Source organism: Nakamurella endophytica (assembly GCF_014646215.1).
Classification (GTDB): Bacteria; Actinomycetota; Actinomycetes; order Mycobacteriales; family Nakamurellaceae; genus Nakamurella; species Nakamurella endophytica.
The window spans coordinates 46,809-64,309 of the sequence record NZ_BMNA01000004.1 but is presented as its reverse complement, the minus strand read 5'-3'; the positions used below and the strand labels follow the sequence as shown (position 1 = coordinate 64,309).

The window sequence follows — 17,501 nt, the reverse complement described above, 5'->3', positions numbered from 1 at the left end:
TGGCCACCACCCGGATGGCGCGGCACCGCCCGTCCGGCCGCGCCGGCAGCGCCGCCCACCGCGCGATGCGCGGACCCCGCCGGTGCGGTGCGGCATGATGTCCAACCATGCGCATTCTCGTGACCGGTGGAGCCGGCTTCATCGGATCCGCCTTCGTCCGCAACGTCATCGCCGACGCCTACCCCGGACTCGAGGGTGCGGAGGTGGTCGTGCTGGACAAGCTGACCTACGCCGGGAACCTGGCCAACCTGGAGTCCGTGGCGGACTCCGACCGCTACTCCTTCGAGCAGGGCGACATCTGCGACCCCGAGCTGACCGCCAAGCTGGTCGGCAACGCCGACGCGGTGGTGCACTTCGCCGCGGAGTCGCACGTCGACCGCTCCATCCTCGGCGGCGCGGACTTCGTGATGACCAACGTGCTGGGCACCCAGACCCTGCTGCAGGCCGCGCTGAACACCAAGCTGCAGAAGTTCGTGCACGTCTCGACCGACGAGGTCTACGGGTCGATCGACGAGGGGTCGTGGGACGAGCAGCAGCCGCTGCAGCCCAACTCGCCGTACTCGGCGTCCAAGGCCGGCTCCGACCTGATCGCTCTCGCGTACGCCAGGACGCACGGCCTGCCGGTGTCGATCACCCGGTGCTCCAACAACTACGGGCCGTACCAGTTCCCGGAGAAGGTCATCCCGCTGTTCGTCACCAACCTGATCGACGGCCGCTCCGTCCCGCTGTACGGCGAGGGCGCCAACGTCCGCGACTGGCTGCACGTCGAGGACCACTGCCGGGGTATCGCGCTGGTGCTCGGCGGCGGCCGGCCCGGTGAGGTCTACAACATCGGCGGCGGCACCGAGCTGACGAACGCCGAGCTGACCTACCGACTCATCGAGGCCACCGGCCGCGACGAGTCCTCCATCGAGCGGATCCCCGACCCGCGCGGCGGCGGCCACGACAAGCGCTACTCGGTGGACATCAGCAAGATCCACGACGAGCTCGGCTACTCGCCGCAGGTGCCGTTCGAGCAGGGCCTGACCGACACGATCGCCTGGTACGTCGACCACCGCGACTGGTGGGAGCCGCTCAAGGCCCGCTCGGTCATCGACCGCTGAACGGGGACGCGGTGAGCACGCCGGGAACGGCGGGACAGATGACGGCCCGGCCGGACGCGGTCGTGCACCTGTTGGTGACCGGGGCACGAGGGCAACTGGGCACGGACCTGGTGCGGGCGGCGACCGGGCGCGGTTGGCCGGTGACCGCGGTCGGGTCCCGGGAGCTGGACATCACCGACGCGGACGCCGTCCGCGCGGCCGTCCTGGCGTTCGCGGACGGTGTCCGCGCCGCCGGTGGCCGGGGCGTGGTGGTCAACGCGGCGGCGTACACGGCCGTCGACGCGGCCGAGACGGACCAGGACCGGGCGGCGGCGGTGAACACCGCCGGTCCCAGGCAGCTGGCGGCCGCGGCGGCCGGATCGGGCCTGGGCATGGTGCACGTCTCCACCGACTACGTCTTCCCGGGGGACGCCGACCGCCCCTACGAGGTCGACGACCCGACCGGGCCGAGCAGCGTGTACGGCCGCACCAAGCTCGAGGGGGAGCAGGCCGTCCGGGAGGCGCACCCCGGGGCGCACGTGGTGCGGACCGCCTGGGTCTACGGCGCGGGCGGGGCCAACTTCGTCAAGACCATGGCGCGACTGGAGGCGACGCGGGACACCGTGTCGGTCGTCGACGACCAGCGTGGTTCGCCCAGCTGGACCGCCGATCTGGCGGCCGGGCTGCTGGAGCTCGTCGCCGCCAACCTGCCCGGCGGGGTGTGGCACCTGACCAACGGCGGGGACACCACGTGGTTCGGGTTCACCCGGGCCATCTTCGCCGAGCTGGGCGCCGATCCGGAGCGGGTGCTGCCCACGACGACCGCCGAGTTCCCGCGCCCCGCCCCGCGGCCGGCCTACTCGGTGCTCTCCCCACGCGCGTGGACGGCGGCCGGCTTGACCCCGTTGCGCCCGTGGCGCGAGGCGCTGTCCGCGGCGTTCGCGGAGTCCGCTGCCGACTTCCGGCCCGCCGCCAGCTGATCCGCCGCGGGACGGCCGTCACCGGATGGTTCGATGACCGGCGGCGCCGGGTCGGCGGCCTGGCGCGGCTGGCACATCCGTCACGGATCGTGACCAGTCCTGGCGTCGCGGCGGTTCCTCCTCCCCTGGCGGTGGCAGTGACGGTGCAGATCCGTCCGGGCGATACAGCACACCGCGATGGCCGTCACCCGGAACGCTGCACTTCACAATGCACGCCATCGAGCGCGTATTACTGCGAGTGACTCCCGGCTACAGTCTGTGCAGACTCCGGTGCGGACGCCCCGGACTGCGCCGACCAGTACAGGGAGTGACATGAACGTGGGCAGGATTCGAGCCGCCGTGGTGGCGGCTGCGGCCGCCGTCGCCACGGTGACCGCCGTCGTCGTCGCCGTACCCGCGTCGGGCGCGGTGCCCGTCACGGACGCGGCGCCGGTCGTCGCGCAGGGCACCAGGGTCGCGGGCATCGACCAGCAGATGATCAGCCTGATCAACGCCGCCCGGGTGCAGAACGGCCGGACGCCGCTGCAGGAAGCCACCGGACTCACCGCGCTGGCGCTGTTCTGGTCCAACAGCATGGACAGCGGCGCCACCGGCTACGCGCTGGCGCACAACACCAACGCCTGGACCATGCTGCCCGACTACGGCGCCGCCAGCCGGACCTCGTGGGGCGAGAACGTCGCAGCCTCCGACTCGACCACGGCGTCGGCATCGGACATCGTCACGGCGTACCTGAACTCGCCCGGACACCGGGCCAACATCCTGTCGGCCTCCTTCGGATACATCGGCGTCGCGACGGTCGCCGGCGACCACGGGCTGTGGAACACCGTCGAGTTCACCGACCGGGTCGACGCCGGCCAGGTCGTCACCTCGCCCGCGCCGTCGACCTCGTCGCCGGCGCCTTCCACGTCCTCGCCTGCGCCGTCGACCTCGTCCCCTGCGCCGTCGACCTCGGTGCGGCCGACGACGACTGCGCCGTCGACGTCCTCGCCTGCGCCGTCGACCTCGGTGCGCCCGACGACGACTGCGCCGTCGACGTCCTCGCCTGCGCCGTCGACCTCGGTGCGGCCGACGACGACTGCGCCGACGACGACCTCGCCTGCGCCGTCGACCTCGGTGCGACCGACGACCACTGCGCCGTCGATCTCGGGGCCTGCGCCGTCGACCTCGGTGCGCCCGACGACCACTGCGCCGACGACGACCTCGCCTGCGCCGTCGACCTCGGTGCGCCCGACGACCACTGCGCCGACGACGACCTCGCCTGCGCCGTCGACCTCGGTGCGACCGACGACCACTGCGCCGTCGACCTCGTCGCCGGCTCCGTCGACCTCGGTGCGGCCGACGACCACCGCGCCGTCGACCACCATCCCGACGACGACCACCAGCCCGACGACGACGACCAGCCCGACGCCCTCGCCGTCGACGCAGCCCGCCCCGACGACGGGCACCACCGTGCCGACCAGCCCGACGCCCACTCCCGTCGTGCCGACGGTCCCGGCGCCGGCCACCGTGACACCGCTGACCAGCACCGTGACCGTCGTGGACTCGTCGACCGGCCGCGCCCTGGCGCCGACCGTGCTGATGGTCCGGGACTCGGCCTGCCTGCGTCCGCTCAAGCTGCTCTACAGCGGCCCGACGGGTGCCGTCGCCATCCCGGCGCTGACCACCGGCACCTACTGCCTGCAGGTCCGCGGACTGCCCGCCGGATACGCCGCCCCGCCCATGAAGCGCATCGCCGTCCACCCGCGGACGGTCTTCACCGCGCGGATCGCCGCGGCGCCCAAGCCGGTGACCGGGTCCCTGGCGGTCGTCGGTGACCAGTCCGGGCAGCGCGTCGGTCCCGCCACGTTCATGCTGCGGGACGCGACCTGCGTCCGGGCGCTGCGCCTGGTGTACGGCGACACCGCCGGTGCGGCGACCCTGACCGACATCCTCCCGGCGACGTACTGCCTGACGCCGGTCCGGGTGCCCGCCGGATTCGTTCGTCCGGCAGCGCAGTCCTTCGGCGTGACGGTCAACCGCCCGTTCCAGGTCTCGGTGCGGCTACCGCAGCCCTGACCCCACCCGCTGCACCGACGGCCGGTGTCCCCGCGAGGGGACACCGGCCGTCCTGCTGTCCGGCCCGGCGCCACCCCACCCGACGGCGCGGGCGGTGCTCGGTTCGCCGGTGGGCAGGCCGCGCTACCGCTGCTGGTGCCAGCGGTACCGGTGGGGCCGGTCATGCCGCGGTGCTGGCTCCCGGGCAGGTCCAGTTGCTGTGCTGGCTCTGCCGGCCCTGCTGGCTCTGCCGGCCCTGCTGGCTCTGCCGGCCCTGCTAGCTCTGCCGGCTCTGCCGGCTCTGCCTGACTGTGCTGGCTGCGCTGCCCGCCTCGCCGGCGGTCGGCGGGTCGCACGCACCGTCGCCCGCGGACGAGCACGGGCGGTGGGACGGCGCGCGGCTCCGTGGCCCGTCACGGACGGTGACTGACGGGGCCGCGCATCCGGACCGCGCGCTGCTCCCGTGCGCCTCGCGGGACCGTCGTCGTGGCCGTCCGATGTCTTGATCTTGTGGTCCGTCGCCCGATCCGTGCGACTTCGTGTTCCCGGGCTCTCGCCCTGTTACTTGGTGTCTAACTCCAACTACACTCTGTACATCCCCCGGCGAGGCTGTTCCTCGTCGCTGGCATCCACAGGGAGTGACATGATCACCGTGAACCGTATTCGGGTCGGCGTCGCCGCGGCGCTGGCCACGGCCGCCGCGCTGGTGGCGGCGCCGTCGGCCCAGGCTGCCGTCGGAGCCGCCGCGCCGGCCGCCGAGGTCGCGCCGGCCGCGCTGGCGGGCCCGCTCGCGGTGGCGCAGGGCACCCGGCTGGCCTCATTCGACAAGCAGCTCATCGGCCTGATCAACGACGCCCGCGCCAAGAACGGCCGGGCGCCGCTCCAGGAGGCCACCGGTCTGACCAGCCTCTCGGTGTGGTGGTCGACCAAGATGGACGGCGGCTCGACGAGCTACCAGCTGGCGCACAACCCGAACGCCTGGACCATGGTGACCAGCTACGGCGCCTCGAACCGCACGTCGTGGGGCGAGAACGTGGCGTGGTCGTCCTCCACCGGCACCAGCGCGCAGGAGATCTTCACCGCGTACATGAACTCGCCGGGGCACCGGGCCAACATCCTGTCGGCGGCCTACCACTACGTCGGCGTGGGCACCGTCGGCGGCACCCGCGGCCTGTGGAACACCACGGAGTTCACCGACAAGGTGCAGGCCGGCCAGGCGGTCGGCGGCTCCACCACGCCGGCCACGACCCCGGTCCCGCCGACCGGCAGCACCATCACCGTCCGCGACTCGGTCACCGGCTCGGTGCTCAAGCCGTCGGTCGTCATGCTCCGTGACGGCACCTGCGTCAAGCCGCTGAAGCTGATCTACAGCGACGCGACCGGGATGCTCCCGGTGCCCGCGCTCAAGACCGGCACCTACTGCATGCAGGTCCGCGGCGTCCCCGCCGGCTACACCCTGCCGAAGAACAAGCTGATCGCCGTGCACGCCGGCCGGGTCTTCGCCGCCCGGATCATGGCAGCGGCCAAGCCGATGAGCGGGACGCTGACCGTCCGCGGGTCCGGCACCACCGCGGCCGTCGGCGCCTCGACCTTCATGCTGCGCGACCGGTCGTGCGTCCGGCCGCTGCGGCTGCTGTACACGGACGCCAAGGGCATGGCCCCGCTGACCAACCTGACCCCGGCCGTCTACTGCCTGACCGGTGTCCGGGTGCCGGCCGGGTACAAGGTGCCCAGCCCCGCCAAGTTCCTCGTCCCGCTGAACGCTTCGTTCACCGCCACGGTCACCCTGCCGCGCGCCTGAGTTGCGCCCGGTCCTGCGACGGCCGGCCACCCCGCCCGGGGTGGCCGGCCGTCGGCGTTCCCGGGGCCGGCAGCCCGGCCGCCGGGTGGCGATCGCGGGTTCTCGGGCACAGCGACGGAAACCCCGCGCGGGCGCGAGTGGGCGCGGTGCGGCGCGTTGCCGGCGGGCCGGGCCGACGGGGCCTGGCGCGGTCACCGAGCGATACGACGGGCGCGACCGGACCACCGCGACGGGCGACGAGGAGCCGGTCGCGACCGCCGGAGCAGGACCGAGGGTGACCGGGAAGGACCGCGACCGCGACCGATGAAACCGATCGGGTGGCCGCTTCGTCGGAGAGGCGCCGAGACAGACCTGGACGAGCCGCCCGACGACGGAGCCGCCCGTCCCGACACAGAAGAGACGCCACACCGATGAAGCTCCGAGCCGCCCGTTACGCCTCGCTCCTCGCCGCCGCCGGGATCGCGCTGGCCGCCTGCTCCTCCGGCCAGACCGGATCCCCGGTCCCGGCGTCGTCCACGTCCGCGTCTGCGTCGACGTCGTCGTCCTCGTCGTCCGGGTCGTCGACGGCGTCCTCGACGGAGAGCTCGACCCAGGACACGACCTCCGCCGACGAGCCGAGCGTCACGGACGACTCCGGCACCACCGACGAGCCGAGCACCACCGACGAGCCGAGCACCACCGACGAGCCGAGCGTCACGGACGACCCCAGCACCGGCGACGACCCGAGCACCGGCGACGACCCGAGCACCGGCGACGACCCGAGCACCGGCGACGACCCGAGCACCGGCGACGACCCGAGCACGGGCGCAGTGGGGGACAACGCCACGGCCTGGGTGACCTCGACGTGCACGGATCTGTCCGCGATCCTGCGCCAGATCCAGGAGAACCAGCCGAAGCTGGCGTCGACGGCCGGCCTCGAGGAGGTCCGCCAGGCACTCGTCGACTACTACGCCGCGTCGAGCAAGACCGTCGGCGACGCCGTCGACCACGCCGAGGCCGTCGGCGCGCCGGACGTGCCGAACGGTGCCGCCATCGACAAGGCCTACCGGTCGTTCCTGTCCGGTCTGGTCGACATTTTCTACAACGCCGTCCTGGACATCTCGTCGGCGCAGGACCTCTCGGCGATCCGGGCGGTGAACGACAAGGTGGACACCGACGTCACCGCGCTCGCCAACGACAGCGACGCCCTGGGCGATCTGCAGAACGGCGAGCTGGCGTCGCTGGCCAAGAAGATCCCGGCCTGCAAGCCGCTGCAGGGCTGAGCGCAGCCGGTCGGCCGGGCGGCGGGACGTCGCCGGCCGGCTCCCCGGGGCTCGTCCGTCTTGACAGCGACCCCGGAGAAGTGATCATGATGTCAGTCACGCATCGTGGACGGGCATCCAACGGTGAGCGACGGGAGTCGCTCCGTCCACGACCGCACCGCCCGCCGGCCGCCAGAGACAGCAGGGGAGGGGACACCGTGGTGCTCACCGTCTGGATGCTCTCCGCGCCCGCCGCCCTGCTCGGGGCCTGGGTCTGGCTGCTGTGCGAGTACCACGCCGACCGGGTGCGGATCCGTCAGGCCCGGCCGGTCGGGCGGACCGCGGTGCGGACTGCGGGGGGCCCGGCCGCGCCCGTCCGGTACGAGCCGTACGTCTGCACGTCGGTGCCCAGCCCGTCCTGACCCCGCACGGCCCCACCCCCGGCAGGACGAGCGAACCGGGGGCCCGGGTCCGGGCCCGGGACCGCTGCCGGTCAGCGTCGTCGACGACCGACCCGCCCGGCGCGGACGCCGCGGAGCAGACGGGCCGGCCGGGTCACCGCCCCCACCAGTGCCCGCATCCCGTGCTGACCAGGCGGCAGCTCCGGCGTCATGACCGCTCGGACGTCGGCGACCGGCACCGTACGCCGGGCCTGGATGGCCCGCCGGTCGCGGAGCCCGTGCCGCGCGCACAGCAGCAGGCCGCGGCCGGCCCCCTGCAGCGCCGCCCCGCCCGCTCCCTTGCGGACCGCGTTGGCCAGCATCAACGGGTAGAGCAGGGCCAGCCGTCCGGCGACGGCGGGCAGCAGCCCCCGCGGCACGTCCCGGACCACCAGCAGCGGGACGTTCTGGAAGGTCTGCCGGACCAGGAACCCCGGCAGCGAGCCGCTCGTCGCCCCCTGCCGGTGACGGGCCGAGGCGGCCGGTTCGAACCGGACCTGCCAGCCGGCGAGCCGCGCCCGGAACGACAGGTCCGCGTCCTCGTAGTACGCCCAGAAGTCCTCGGCCAGGTCCCCGACAGCGTCCAGCATCGCCATCCGGTAGAGGCTGGCCCCGCCCGTCGCGCCGAACACCGGCCCGGCCGGCCGCTGCACGGACGCCGGCTCGCCGCGGTCCCTCGGGTAGGACAGCCCCCAGACCGAGAAGGCCTCACCGGTGCTGTCGATCCGGGCGCCGTCGGCGTCCAGCAGCCGGCCGGTGACGATGCCCACCGCAGGGTCCCCGGCCAGCACGGCGACCAGCGCGGACAGCCACCCGGGGTCCGCGACGGCGTCGTCGTTGAACAGCGCCACGGCCCACGCGCCGGCGGCGCGGGCCCACGTGATCCCGGCGTTCACCCCGCCGGCGAAGCCCCGGTTGACCGGCTGCCGGAGCACCCGCAGCGGAACGGCGAGCTCGGCGGCCAGCTGGTCGAGCAGCTCGGCGCTGCCGTCGGTCGAGGCGTTGTCGACGACCACGACGGTCAGTCCCGGCACGTCCTGGGCGGCCAGCGACTCGACGCAGCTCTCCAGACGGTCCCGGCCCCGGTAGGTCGGTACCACCACGACGACCGGGCCGGGCGGCGACGTTCCCACCGTGTCCTTCGCTCCGCCGGCCATCGGAACCGCGCCGGTCACCGGCTGCGCAGCCGGGCCAGCCCGGTGCGGCGCAGCCGCCGGGCCACCGACAGCGCTCTCCGGGCCGTCGCGACCAGCCCCTGCTCGGCGAGCATGGTGCGGGCCGCGTCCCGGTAGGCCACCGCGAGCTCCCGGACCCCGCGCTGCGCCGCCGGGCGGATCCGGCCGTCCCGGATGTCCAGCGGCCCGTAGTGCTCCAGGTGGACGGTCGTCGGCGGCTCCGACAGCGTCTCGTCGGGCCAGCCGCCCGGGGGCCGGTGCCCGCGGGCGGCGACGTCGCGCTGCGCCGCCTGCAACAGGTCGCGGTACCGGTGGCCCTGGCGCGCCGGCGACAGCTCGAGCAGCGCGCGGTCCCGGGCCTGCCGGCCGACCGACGTCCGCAGCACCGGGTCGTCGACCAACCGGCGCAGCGCCGCCGACCACTCGTCCGGGTCGCCGGCCAGCAGGCCGGTCCGGCCGTCGTCCACGGCCTCCCGGAACGGCTGGGTCGGCGAGGCGACCGTCGGGACGCCGACCAGCGCCGCCTCGAGCCACTTGATGGCGCTCTTGGCCTCGTTGAAGGTGCGTCCCGGGGCCAGCGGCGCCAGATTGACGTCCAGGTCGCGGAGCCGGGCCGGCAGGTCGTACCACGGGGTGAACGGGAGCCGGACGACCCGGCTGCCGAACGGGGCGAGGGCGGCGGACGGCTCGAGCAGGCCGCCGAGGTGGAGCTCGACGTCGGGCCGGGACGCGAGCAGCTCCGCGACCGCGGGCTCGATGTGCGCCCAGTCCTCGTTGTGGGTGTTGGTCCCGGAGAAGTAGCCGATCCGCAGCGGCCCCGGCGCGCGGTCCCGGCGCAGCGCCGCGTCGCTGGCCCGGCCCAGCTCTCGGCCGACGCCGTTGGCCCACCGGTGCACCGGCATCCCGGTCAGCTCACCGACCCGCCGGCACAGGTACTCGGTCGACCCGATGTAGGCGTCGCAGTGCTCCAGGGTGGTCCGGTAGCGGCGCACGCCCTGCCAGTACAGGTCCAGGTCGACACCCGCGGCGATCAGCACCGGATCGAGCTCGGCGGCCACGCCGGGGTCGACCACCAGGTCGTCGATGTCGAACAGCACCGGCACCGGCCGGGGGAGCGCGCGTACCGCCGCGAGCAGCTCCAGGACCTGGTCGGTGGCCGGCACCCGGTAGGCCACGACGGCGTCGGCGCGGACCGCCAGGTCGGCGGCGGCCGGGTCGCGGTAGTGCCGGACGTCCATGTGGACGCCCACCGCGGCCAGCGCCTCGGCCGCCAGGTGCCCGCGGTAGCGCAGCGGGGCGCCGTCGATGCCGGTGAGCAGCAGCACCCGCTGGATCCGCGGCAGCCCGGTCCCGCCGTCGCTCCGCGCGCCGCCGTCCCCGCTGCCGGGACCGCGCGCCCGGTCCCCGGTGAGGTCGTCGGCGAGGTCGCCGGACCCGGTGTCCCCGGCGGCCGGCGGCACCGGGGCGGCGGGGCGCTCGTCGAGGATCCGGCGGTAGTGCGCCAGCAGCCCGTCGGCCTGGTCGTCCAGGGAGCGCAGGGCCACCGAGCCGGGCGCCGGGCGCAGCCGGTCCAGCAGCGCGCGGTCGGTGACGAGCCGGCGCAGCGCGGCGGCCAGCGCGTCGGCGTCCCCGCGGGGGACGACGAGCCCGTTGACCCCGTCCCGCACCACCTCGACGGGGCCGGGGTTGTCCCCGGTGACGACGGCGCAGCCGGCGGCCAGGGCCTCGCGGGTGAGCAAGGAGTAGGACTCCAGCATGATCGAGGACAGCACGAGCACGTCGTAGCCCTCGAGCACCCGGGCCGCCGATTCCGCCGGGTAGGGCGGGTGCACGGTCACGCCGGCGGGCAGCGGGCCGCGGTGCTCGACGCCGTACAGGTCGAGCGTCCAGCCGTCGAGGCCGGCGAGCCGTCGGGCGGCCTCGACGGCCAGCGCGCCGCCCTTGACCGGGTAGCGGCCGCCGGCGAACACGAACCGCACCGGCCCGCCCGGGTCCCGGTGCGGAACCGCGGCGGTGGTCGCGGCGCCGGCGGTGCGGGCCGCCCGGTCCCGGACGTCGTCGGGGGCGGGGTTCTCGTCCAGGGCCAGCCGGGCCGGGTCGACCCCGTTGGCCGCCAGCAGCTCGACCATCGGCGCCGACGGGGCCAGCACCAGATCCGCCGCCGCCAGCCGGTCGGCCAGGGCCGCGTCCCGGCGCCGCCGCCACGGCTCGTCCACCGAGCACGGGCAGACGCTGCAGTCGACGACGGACCCGCAGGGCCGAAGATCCCCGGACCGGCCGGGCAGCTCCTGCACCAGGAACTGCCGGGCGCACCACCACCACAGGTCGTGCTGGGTGACCACGGTCGCCGCCCCGGACGCCGCCGCCAGCGGCACCAGGCCGCCGCCCAGCCCCTGCAGGGTGTGCAGGTGCACGACGTCCGGTCGGACCCGACGCAGGAACTCCATGAACAGCCGCTCCACCGCCGGGTTGTCCCAGTTCCGGTCGTCGTCCCAGCCGAGGAAGCCGTTGCTGGACACCCAGGTGATCTCGACGCCACCGCCAGCATCGGCCGGGGCGCCGGCGTCCCGCTCGACCCGCACGGCCAGGTCGGGTTCCCCGGGCAGCAGCTCGCCGGCGAACACCCGGACGTCGTGCCCGCGGGCCGCGAGGGTGCGGGCCAACCGCTGCGGGACCAGGGTGCCGCCGGAGACGAAGTTCGGCGGGTAGTGCGCCGAGACGAGGGCGATGCGCACGCGGTGGACGGTCCCTTCTGGTGCCGGTCGGCGGCGGGTGGGCGTCGGGATGGGCGTCGGTGGGCGTCTGGCTCGATGCCGGGCGGCCGCGCAGTGGCGGGTCGGTGACGGGTCGGTGGCCGGTGGGCCGGGGCAGCGGGCGGGGTCAGCGGCGGGACGGCCGGCGCAGCGGGCGGGTCAGCGCCGCACCGACCTTGCCGAGCTCCCGGCGCAGGATGACCTTCCACCGGCCGTCGACGAACAGCCGGCGCCGCGCCGCGGGGTCGGCGTAGATCTTCAGGTGGTCGATGCGGGTGTCCAGCCGCGCCCCGAACGCGCCGAACCGGCCGGCCGGGCGCCGGTGGGCGCCCCCGTCGGCGGCCCGCCACGGGTCCCGGCAGTAGGCGACGAGCGGCGCCAGCACCACCGACCAGTGGTACTCGGGCGCCACCGCCCGCACCCGCGCCGCGGCCCTGGCCCGTGCCGCCGGGTCGACCAGCAGCCCGCGGAGCACCACGGCCAGGGCGGCCCGGTCCTCCGTCGGGACCACCGCGCCCAGGTCGCGCGCGGCGACCAGCCGGGCGAACTCGTCGCCGTCCGAGCAGACGATCGGCAGCCCCGCCCACAGGTAGTCCAGCATCCGGGTGCGGAAGCTGTACGCCGTCTCCACGTGCAGGAAGTGCGTGGACACCCCGATGTCGGCGTCGGCGAGGAACCGGCCGCGCTCGGCGTACGGCACCCAGCCCTCGCGGAAGAAGACCACCCGGTCCAGCAGGCCGCGCTCCGCGGCCCGGTCCACCGCCTGCCGCAGCACCACGGTCGACAGGTCCTCCACCGACGGGTGCTTGGTGCCCATGAACACCAGCCGCACGTCGGTGAGGGCGTCCGGGCCGGTGGTCAGGTCGCCGACGGCGTCGACCAGGGTGACCGGGTCGAACCAGTTGTAGACCCCGCCGGCCCACAGCAGCACCCGGTCCTCGGCGCCGACGCCGGGCAGCCCGCCGCGCAGCGGTCCCGGCACCGCGCGCCGCGGTGCGGGATCGTCGGGCACACCGAACGGCGCCACGTCGATCAGCTTGCGCAGGGTGACGTCCTGCCGGTAGGCCGCGAAGTTGACCCGGCCGAGCGCCGACAGGTGGCCCAGCCACAGGTCGCGCTGCCGCTCGGACGCGCAGAGGAAGAAGTCGCCGCGTTCCATCTGGATCCGCAGCGCGTCCAGCCCGCCGGAGAGCATGAAGGTCTGCTGCGCCGGGGTGGCGTCCGCGCCGCCCTCCAGCATCTCCAGGTGGATCGGGTCGTAGAGGTCGACGACGACGTGCGCGCCGAGCCCGGCCAGCCACGGGTGGCTGCGCAGCGTGAAGCCTTGCAGCACCAACACGTCCCGGCCGGCGGCCAGCGCGCGCAGCCGCTCGCCGCTGCCGTCCCGCACCTCGAACCCGGCCGCCCCGGCGGCGTCCGGGCCGAGGTCCGGCGCCCGCAGCGTCGAGGCCAGGCAGACGTCGTGCTCGGGCGTCAGCACCGCGGCGATGTTCCAGGCCCGAATGGCCGGGCCGGCCATCCGCTCGCCGACGGCGTCGTCGGTGACGACCAGGATCCGCTGCCGGCTCACCTGCCGAGCCCGGCGTCGGGATCCGGCGCGGCCATCGCGGTCGGCGGCTGCAGGTTCTCCCACCGGCTGTGCATGACCAGCAGGCCGCCGGACTCGCGCGGGCGGCCGGGCAGCACGTCGAACCGGACGCCCCTGGCCCACTGGTCGTAGGAGTGCGACAGGCTCTCGTCCACCACCGAGGTGTTGACGTCGAACGAGCCGGGTTGCAGTGGCAGCGCCGGGATCCGCACGTCCAGCGACCCGCTGCCGTCCAGCCACTCCGGCAGGTAGCCGGCGTCCAGGGTGTGGTGCGACCACAGGTGGATGCCCTCGATGGAGTGGATCGAGACGCCGAACACCGGCCGGCGCACCGGGGTGGAGACCTTGTAGTGCAGCCGGATCGTCACCGGTTCCCCGGTCCGGAACTGCCGCGTGTCGGTCGCGGCCCCGTCGGTCGCGCCGGCGCCGTCCCCCGGGCCGAGCAGCTCGATCCGCTCCACCTCGATCTCGCCGCTGCCGTGCCGGGTGCCGCCGCTGGCCACCTCGCGCGCCTGGTGGCCGGCCTCGATGTACTGGTCGACGATCCGCGCGGCCGGCCCGACCTCGACCACCCGCCCGTGGTCCAGCCAGGCGGCGGTGTCGCAGAACGTCCGCAGGTCGGCCAGGCCGTGGCTGACCACGACGACCGTCCGGCCCTGGTCCTTGAACTCGGCGAACTTCTCGGCGCAGCGCTGCTGGAACTGCATGTCGCCGACGGCCAGGATCTCGTCGACCAGCAGGATGTCCGGCTCCACGTGGATGGCCACCGAGAAGCCGAGCCGCACGTACATGCCGGACGAGTAGTTCTTCACCGGCTGGTCGATGAAGTCACCGACGCCGGCGAACTCGGCGATGGCGTCGAACTTGGCGTCGATCTCCTGCCGGCTCATGCCCAGGATCGAGCCGTTGAGGTAGACGTTGTCCCGCCCGGTCAGCTCGGGGTGGAACCCGGAGCCGAGCTCGAGCATCGCGGCCAGCCGGCCGCGGGTGCGGATGCTGCCCTCGTTCGGCTGCAGGATCCGGGCGATGCACTTGAGCAGGGTCGATTTGCCCGAGCCGTTGTGGCCCATCAGGCCGAAGCTGGTGCCCTCGGGGATCTCCAGGGACACGTCGCGCAGCGCCCAGAAGTCCTGGTACGACGACCGGCGGCGGCGCAGCACCGCCGACTTGAGCGTCTGGTTGCGCTCGGCGTAGACCCGGAACGACTTGCTGACGTGCTCCACGGTCACCGCCGTGTTGCCGGTCAGCGTCCGGCTGAACGGGTCGCCCGACAGCAGCGTCACAGCTCCTCCACGATGCGCGCGGAGAACCGCCGGAAGACCTGCACGCCGACGAAGAGGGCCACCGCCGCCCAGCCGATGGACCAGGCCCAGTCGTCCCAGCGCGGCACCCGGAACTCGTAGAGCATCGACCGGTACGCCGAGATGAGCCGCTCCGCCGGGTTCGCCCGGTACCAGAACAGCAGGCCCGGGGCGCGGTCCTGGATCAGCTGGATCCAGTAGATGATCGGCGTGGCGTAGAACCACAGCTGCATGAAGATCGCCATGAAGTGCTGGGTGTCGCGGAAGTAGACCAGCGCCACCGACAGCATCAGCGCGATGCCGGAGCAGAACGCGATGGTGATGGCCACCAGCACCAGCAGCAGCGGGATGAACAGCAGCACCTGCGGGCCGATGAAGATGGCCATGATGGCCACCACGACGGCCAGCTCGATCAGGAACGTGTTCGCCAGCGCCAGGATCGAGGAGACCACCAGCGTCCAGCGCTGGAAGTAGACCTTGGTGAGCAACCCGGAGTTGGCGACCAGCGCGCTCATCCCGTTCATGATCGACGCCGAGATGAACGTCCACGGGATCAGCCCGGCGGCCAGGAACAGGGTGAAGTTCCGCTCGCCGTCGGCGCCCGGCGGCGGTGTCGACTTGAGCAGCACGCCGAAGACGACGGTGTAGATGCTCAAGGTCGCGATCGGGTTGATGAAGGACCACAGCCGGCCCAGCGCGGTGCGCTTGAACTGCGCCTTGATCTCGCGCGAGGTCAGGTTGAGCAGGAGCTCGCTGGGCCGCAGCCGCTGCCACAGTCCGGCTCCGGCACCGGGTCGCCCGGCCGTCCCCACCGCGGGACGGGTGTCCGCGGGTGTCGGGTGTGCGGTCGTGTGGGCGCCGGCCATACGGTGCGTCGTCCTCCAGTTCGGGCGGCCGCCGGGCATCGGGGCCGGGACCTCCCGGCCCGTGGACATGGTAGAACCAGACCGGTCACCGGCCGGGGACGCAGCGGCGTCCGTCGCCACCCGGTCGGTGCGGCGCCCGTCACCGCCGGGGGTGATGCAGTGACCGGGGGCCGCGCAGCCCCGTGGTGGAATTCCGGTGCGGCACGGGAGCCGGACAGTGCCCGCCGGCCCGACCGCCACCGGCGGGTGGGGGACTGCGCCAGGCGCACGACGTGCCGGAGCGGCGGATCGAGAGACGGACGGCGGAGACACCGATGGCCGAGCAGGTGAGCAGCCGACTGGACGGGTCCGTCGGCGTCGACGAGATCCTGGACAGCATCCCCGCGGACGCCGCGCTGCTGCTCCGCGACCACATCAAGGGGCTGGAGGCCGAGGCCGGCAACGCCAGGGCGCTGGCCACCCGGTCCGACCGGCTGCGCTCGGAGGACGTGGCGGCGCTGCAGTTCGCGCTCGACCGCACCCGCGAGGAGCGGGACCGGCTGCGCAACCGCGTCGACGACCTCGAGGCGCACCTGGCGCGCAAGGTCACCGCCGCCGCGCTGACCCGGCTGCGCAGGCTGGCCCGGTGAGTCCGTTCGTCAGCTTCCTGTCCGTGCTGCGGTCGCCGGCCGCGCTCGTTCCGATGCTCGCCTCGCTCGACGCCCAGGACGACGTGGACTGGCAGTGGTGCGTCGTCGCCGCTCCGGACGCGGAGCCGGGCACCGGCGCGGCCGTCGTCGGTCTGGCCGCAGCCCACGACCGGGTCCGCGGGCTGGACGGTGCCGCCGTCGCGGCCGCCGACGTCCCGGCCGCCGCGGCCGAGCTGGCCTCCGGCGCCCACCTGTCCTGGTTGCCCGAGAGTGCGACGCTGGATCCCGGTGCGGTGGCGGCGCTGCGCCGCGGCCTGGCCCGGGCCGAGTGGGTCTACACCGACGAGTCGGTGCGCGGCGAGGCCGGCAACCCGACCGGGGTCTGGCTCAAGCCGGACTGGTCGCCGGAGCTGCTGCGCAGCCAGCCCTACGCCCTGTACCTGGCGGCCGTGCCGGCCGCGGTCGCGGCGGCCGTCGGCGGCTTCCGGCGGTCCAGCCCGGCGCCCTGGTACGACCTGGTCCTGCGGGTGTCCGAGGTCGCCGGTGCGCCGGCGCACGTACCCGGCCCCTACCTGGTCCGGGCCACGCCGTCCTCGCTGCCGGCCGGCGGCCGGTTGCGGCCGCCGTACGTCGACGACCCGGCGGCCGCCCGCTGCGCGGTCGTCGCCGAGCACTGCGCCCGGGTGGGCATCGCGGTCGACGAGGTGTCCCCGGTGGAGGTCGGCGGGCAGGCCGTCGGTCAGCGGGTGCACCGCCGGCCCGGCCGGCGGCCGCGCGTCAGCGTCGTCATCCCGACCCGCGGTGGCTCGTCGCTGACCCACGGCTTCCCCCGGCGGCACGTCGCGGAGCTGGTCGACGGGCTGAGCCGGCCGGGCGGCTACCCCGACCTGGAGATCGTCGTCGTGCACGACGAGGCGACGCCGCCGGCGGTGCTCGACCAGATCGACAAGGTGACGTCCGGACACTGGACGTCGCTGCAGTTCCACGGCCCGTTCCACTTCTCGCGCAAGTGCAACGCCGGCGCCCTGGTGGCCACCGGCGAGTACCTGTGCTTCCTGAACGACGACATGGACGTCGTCGACCCGGGCTGGCTGGCCGAGCTCGCCGACCTGCTCGACGACCCGGAGGTCGGCGCGGTCGGGCCGCGGCTGCTGTTCGCCGACGGCACGCTGCAGCACGCCGGGCACGTCTACAACGGCGGCTCGCCCGGGCACCTGCTCTTCGGCGAGCCGGCCGACTCGCTGGACCTGGGGGGCGCCGCGCAGCTGACCGGCGAGCGATCCGGTGTCACCGGCGCCTGCCTGCTGATGCGGGCGGACGTCTTCGCCCGGGTCGGCGGCTTCTCCGAGCTGTTCCCCTTGAACTTCAACGACGTGGACCTGTGTCTGAAGATCCGGGCGGAGGGTCTGCGCATCGTCTACACGCCGTGGTCCACGCTGTACCACTACGAGTCGCAGACCCGGGTGCCCAAGGTCGGCGAGGTCGAGATGCAGCGCATCCAGCGGCGCTGGCTGTACCAGCTGGAGACCGATCCGTACTGGAACGAGATGCTGCGGCCGCGGCCCCACGGCCCGGTCCTCAACCTAGGTTGAGCACGGTGGACCGCACCGC

15 protein-coding genes and 1 pseudogene are annotated in these 17,501 nt (G+C 74.2%); 9 read left to right on the top strand and 7 right to left on the bottom strand.

Annotated features, from left to right (window positions below):
• Positions 1-107 precede the first annotated feature (107 nt).
• The 3 genes and pseudogenes from rfbB to IEY37_RS22800 all read left to right on the top strand — a co-directional run.
• The gene (gene rfbB / locus IEY37_RS10870) at positions 108-1,103 is read left to right on the top strand and encodes a dTDP-glucose 4,6-dehydratase (protein ID WP_188941595.1); all 996 of its coding nucleotides are present in this window, start codon (positions 108-110) and stop codon (positions 1,101-1,103) included.
• 38 nt (positions 1,104-1,141) lie between these two features.
• On the top strand, positions 1,142-2,062 hold the full coding sequence (gene rfbD / locus IEY37_RS10865; protein ID WP_188942292.1) for a dTDP-4-dehydrorhamnose reductase: 921 nt from the start codon (positions 1,142-1,144) through the stop codon (positions 2,060-2,062).
• Between the two features lie 177 nt (positions 2,063-2,239).
• A pseudogene (locus IEY37_RS22800) lies at positions 2,240-2,815 on the top strand (CAP domain-containing protein); the annotation flags it as partial.
• On the opposite strand, the gene IEY37_RS22085 reads toward IEY37_RS22800, so the two are convergent.
• Positions 2,701-3,588, bottom strand: a complete 888-nt coding sequence (locus IEY37_RS22085; protein WP_229674291.1) for a hypothetical protein — start codon at positions 3,586-3,588, stop codon at positions 2,701-2,703. The pseudogene IEY37_RS22800 and the gene IEY37_RS22085 sit on opposite strands and share 115 nt — an antisense overlap.
• A gap of 10 nt (positions 3,589-3,598) precedes the next feature.
• Here IEY37_RS22085 and IEY37_RS22080 point away from each other — a divergent pair, with 10 nt between their 5' ends.
• Positions 3,599-4,117, top strand: a complete 519-nt coding sequence (locus tag IEY37_RS22080) for an MSCRAMM family protein (RefSeq protein WP_229674290.1) — start codon at positions 3,599-3,601, stop codon at positions 4,115-4,117.
• Between the two features lie 622 nt (positions 4,118-4,739).
• A complete protein-coding gene (locus IEY37_RS10855; protein ID WP_188941593.1) occupies positions 4,740-5,897 on the top strand; it encodes a CAP domain-containing protein in 1,158 nt (385 codons plus the stop codon).
• A 430-nt stretch (positions 5,898-6,327) separates the two neighbouring features.
• Here IEY37_RS10855 and IEY37_RS10850 read toward each other — a convergent pair whose 3' ends face one another.
• Positions 6,328-6,747 carry a hypothetical protein gene (locus IEY37_RS10850; protein ID WP_188941592.1) on the bottom strand — a complete coding sequence of 140 codons (420 nt, stop codon included), beginning with the start codon at positions 6,745-6,747 and terminating at the stop codon, positions 6,328-6,330.
• On the opposite strand from IEY37_RS10850, the gene IEY37_RS10845 reads away from it, so the two are divergent.
• Positions 6,731-7,159: a hypothetical protein gene (locus IEY37_RS10845; RefSeq protein ID WP_188941591.1), complete on the top strand. Its 429-nt coding sequence runs from the start codon at positions 6,731-6,733 to the stop codon at positions 7,157-7,159. The two genes, IEY37_RS10850 and IEY37_RS10845, sit on opposite strands and share 17 nt — an antisense overlap.
• Before the next feature lie 197 nt (positions 7,160-7,356).
• Positions 7,357-7,560, top strand: a complete 204-nt coding sequence (locus tag IEY37_RS10840; protein WP_188941590.1) for a hypothetical protein — start codon at positions 7,357-7,359, stop codon at positions 7,558-7,560.
• A gap of 71 nt (positions 7,561-7,631) precedes the next feature.
• Here IEY37_RS10840 and IEY37_RS10835 read toward each other — a convergent pair whose 3' ends face one another.
• The 5 genes from IEY37_RS10835 to IEY37_RS10815 all read right to left on the bottom strand — a co-directional run bounded on the left by IEY37_RS10835 (position 7,632) and on the right by IEY37_RS10815 (position 15,261).
• Positions 7,632-8,711 carry a glycosyltransferase family 2 protein gene (locus IEY37_RS10835; RefSeq protein ID WP_188941589.1) on the bottom strand — a complete coding sequence of 360 codons (1,080 nt, stop codon included), beginning with the start codon at positions 8,709-8,711 and terminating at the stop codon, positions 7,632-7,634.
• Between the two features lie 38 nt (positions 8,712-8,749).
• A complete protein-coding gene (locus IEY37_RS10830; RefSeq protein ID WP_188941588.1) occupies positions 8,750-11,488 on the bottom strand; it encodes a glycosyltransferase in 2,739 nt (912 codons plus the stop codon).
• 145 nt (positions 11,489-11,633) lie between these two features.
• Positions 11,634-13,076, bottom strand: a complete 1,443-nt coding sequence (locus tag IEY37_RS10825; protein ID WP_188941587.1) for a glycosyltransferase family 4 protein — start codon at positions 13,074-13,076, stop codon at positions 11,634-11,636.
• Positions 13,073-14,377: an ABC transporter ATP-binding protein gene (locus IEY37_RS10820; RefSeq protein WP_229674289.1), complete on the bottom strand. Its 1,305-nt coding sequence runs from the start codon at positions 14,375-14,377 to the stop codon at positions 13,073-13,075. The genes IEY37_RS10825 and IEY37_RS10820 overlap by 4 nt, the downstream gene beginning before the upstream one ends.
• Positions 14,374-15,261 carry an ABC transporter permease gene (locus IEY37_RS10815; RefSeq protein ID WP_188941586.1) on the bottom strand — a complete coding sequence of 296 codons (888 nt, stop codon included), beginning with the start codon at positions 15,259-15,261 and terminating at the stop codon, positions 14,374-14,376. The genes IEY37_RS10820 and IEY37_RS10815 overlap by 4 nt, the downstream gene beginning before the upstream one ends.
• Positions 15,262-15,575: 314 nt before the next feature.
• On the opposite strand from IEY37_RS10815, the gene IEY37_RS10810 reads away from it, so the two are divergent.
• Together IEY37_RS10810 and IEY37_RS10805 are read left to right on the top strand one after the other, a co-directional pair.
• On the top strand, positions 15,576-15,890 hold the full coding sequence (locus IEY37_RS10810; protein WP_188941585.1) for a hypothetical protein: 315 nt from the start codon (positions 15,576-15,578) through the stop codon (positions 15,888-15,890).
• The gene (locus tag IEY37_RS10805) at positions 15,887-17,482 is read left to right on the top strand and encodes a glycosyltransferase family 2 protein (protein WP_188941584.1); all 1,596 of its coding nucleotides are present in this window, start codon (positions 15,887-15,889) and stop codon (positions 17,480-17,482) included. Before IEY37_RS10810 ends, IEY37_RS10805 begins: the two co-directional genes overlap by 4 nt.
• Positions 17,483-17,501 lie beyond the last annotated feature (19 nt).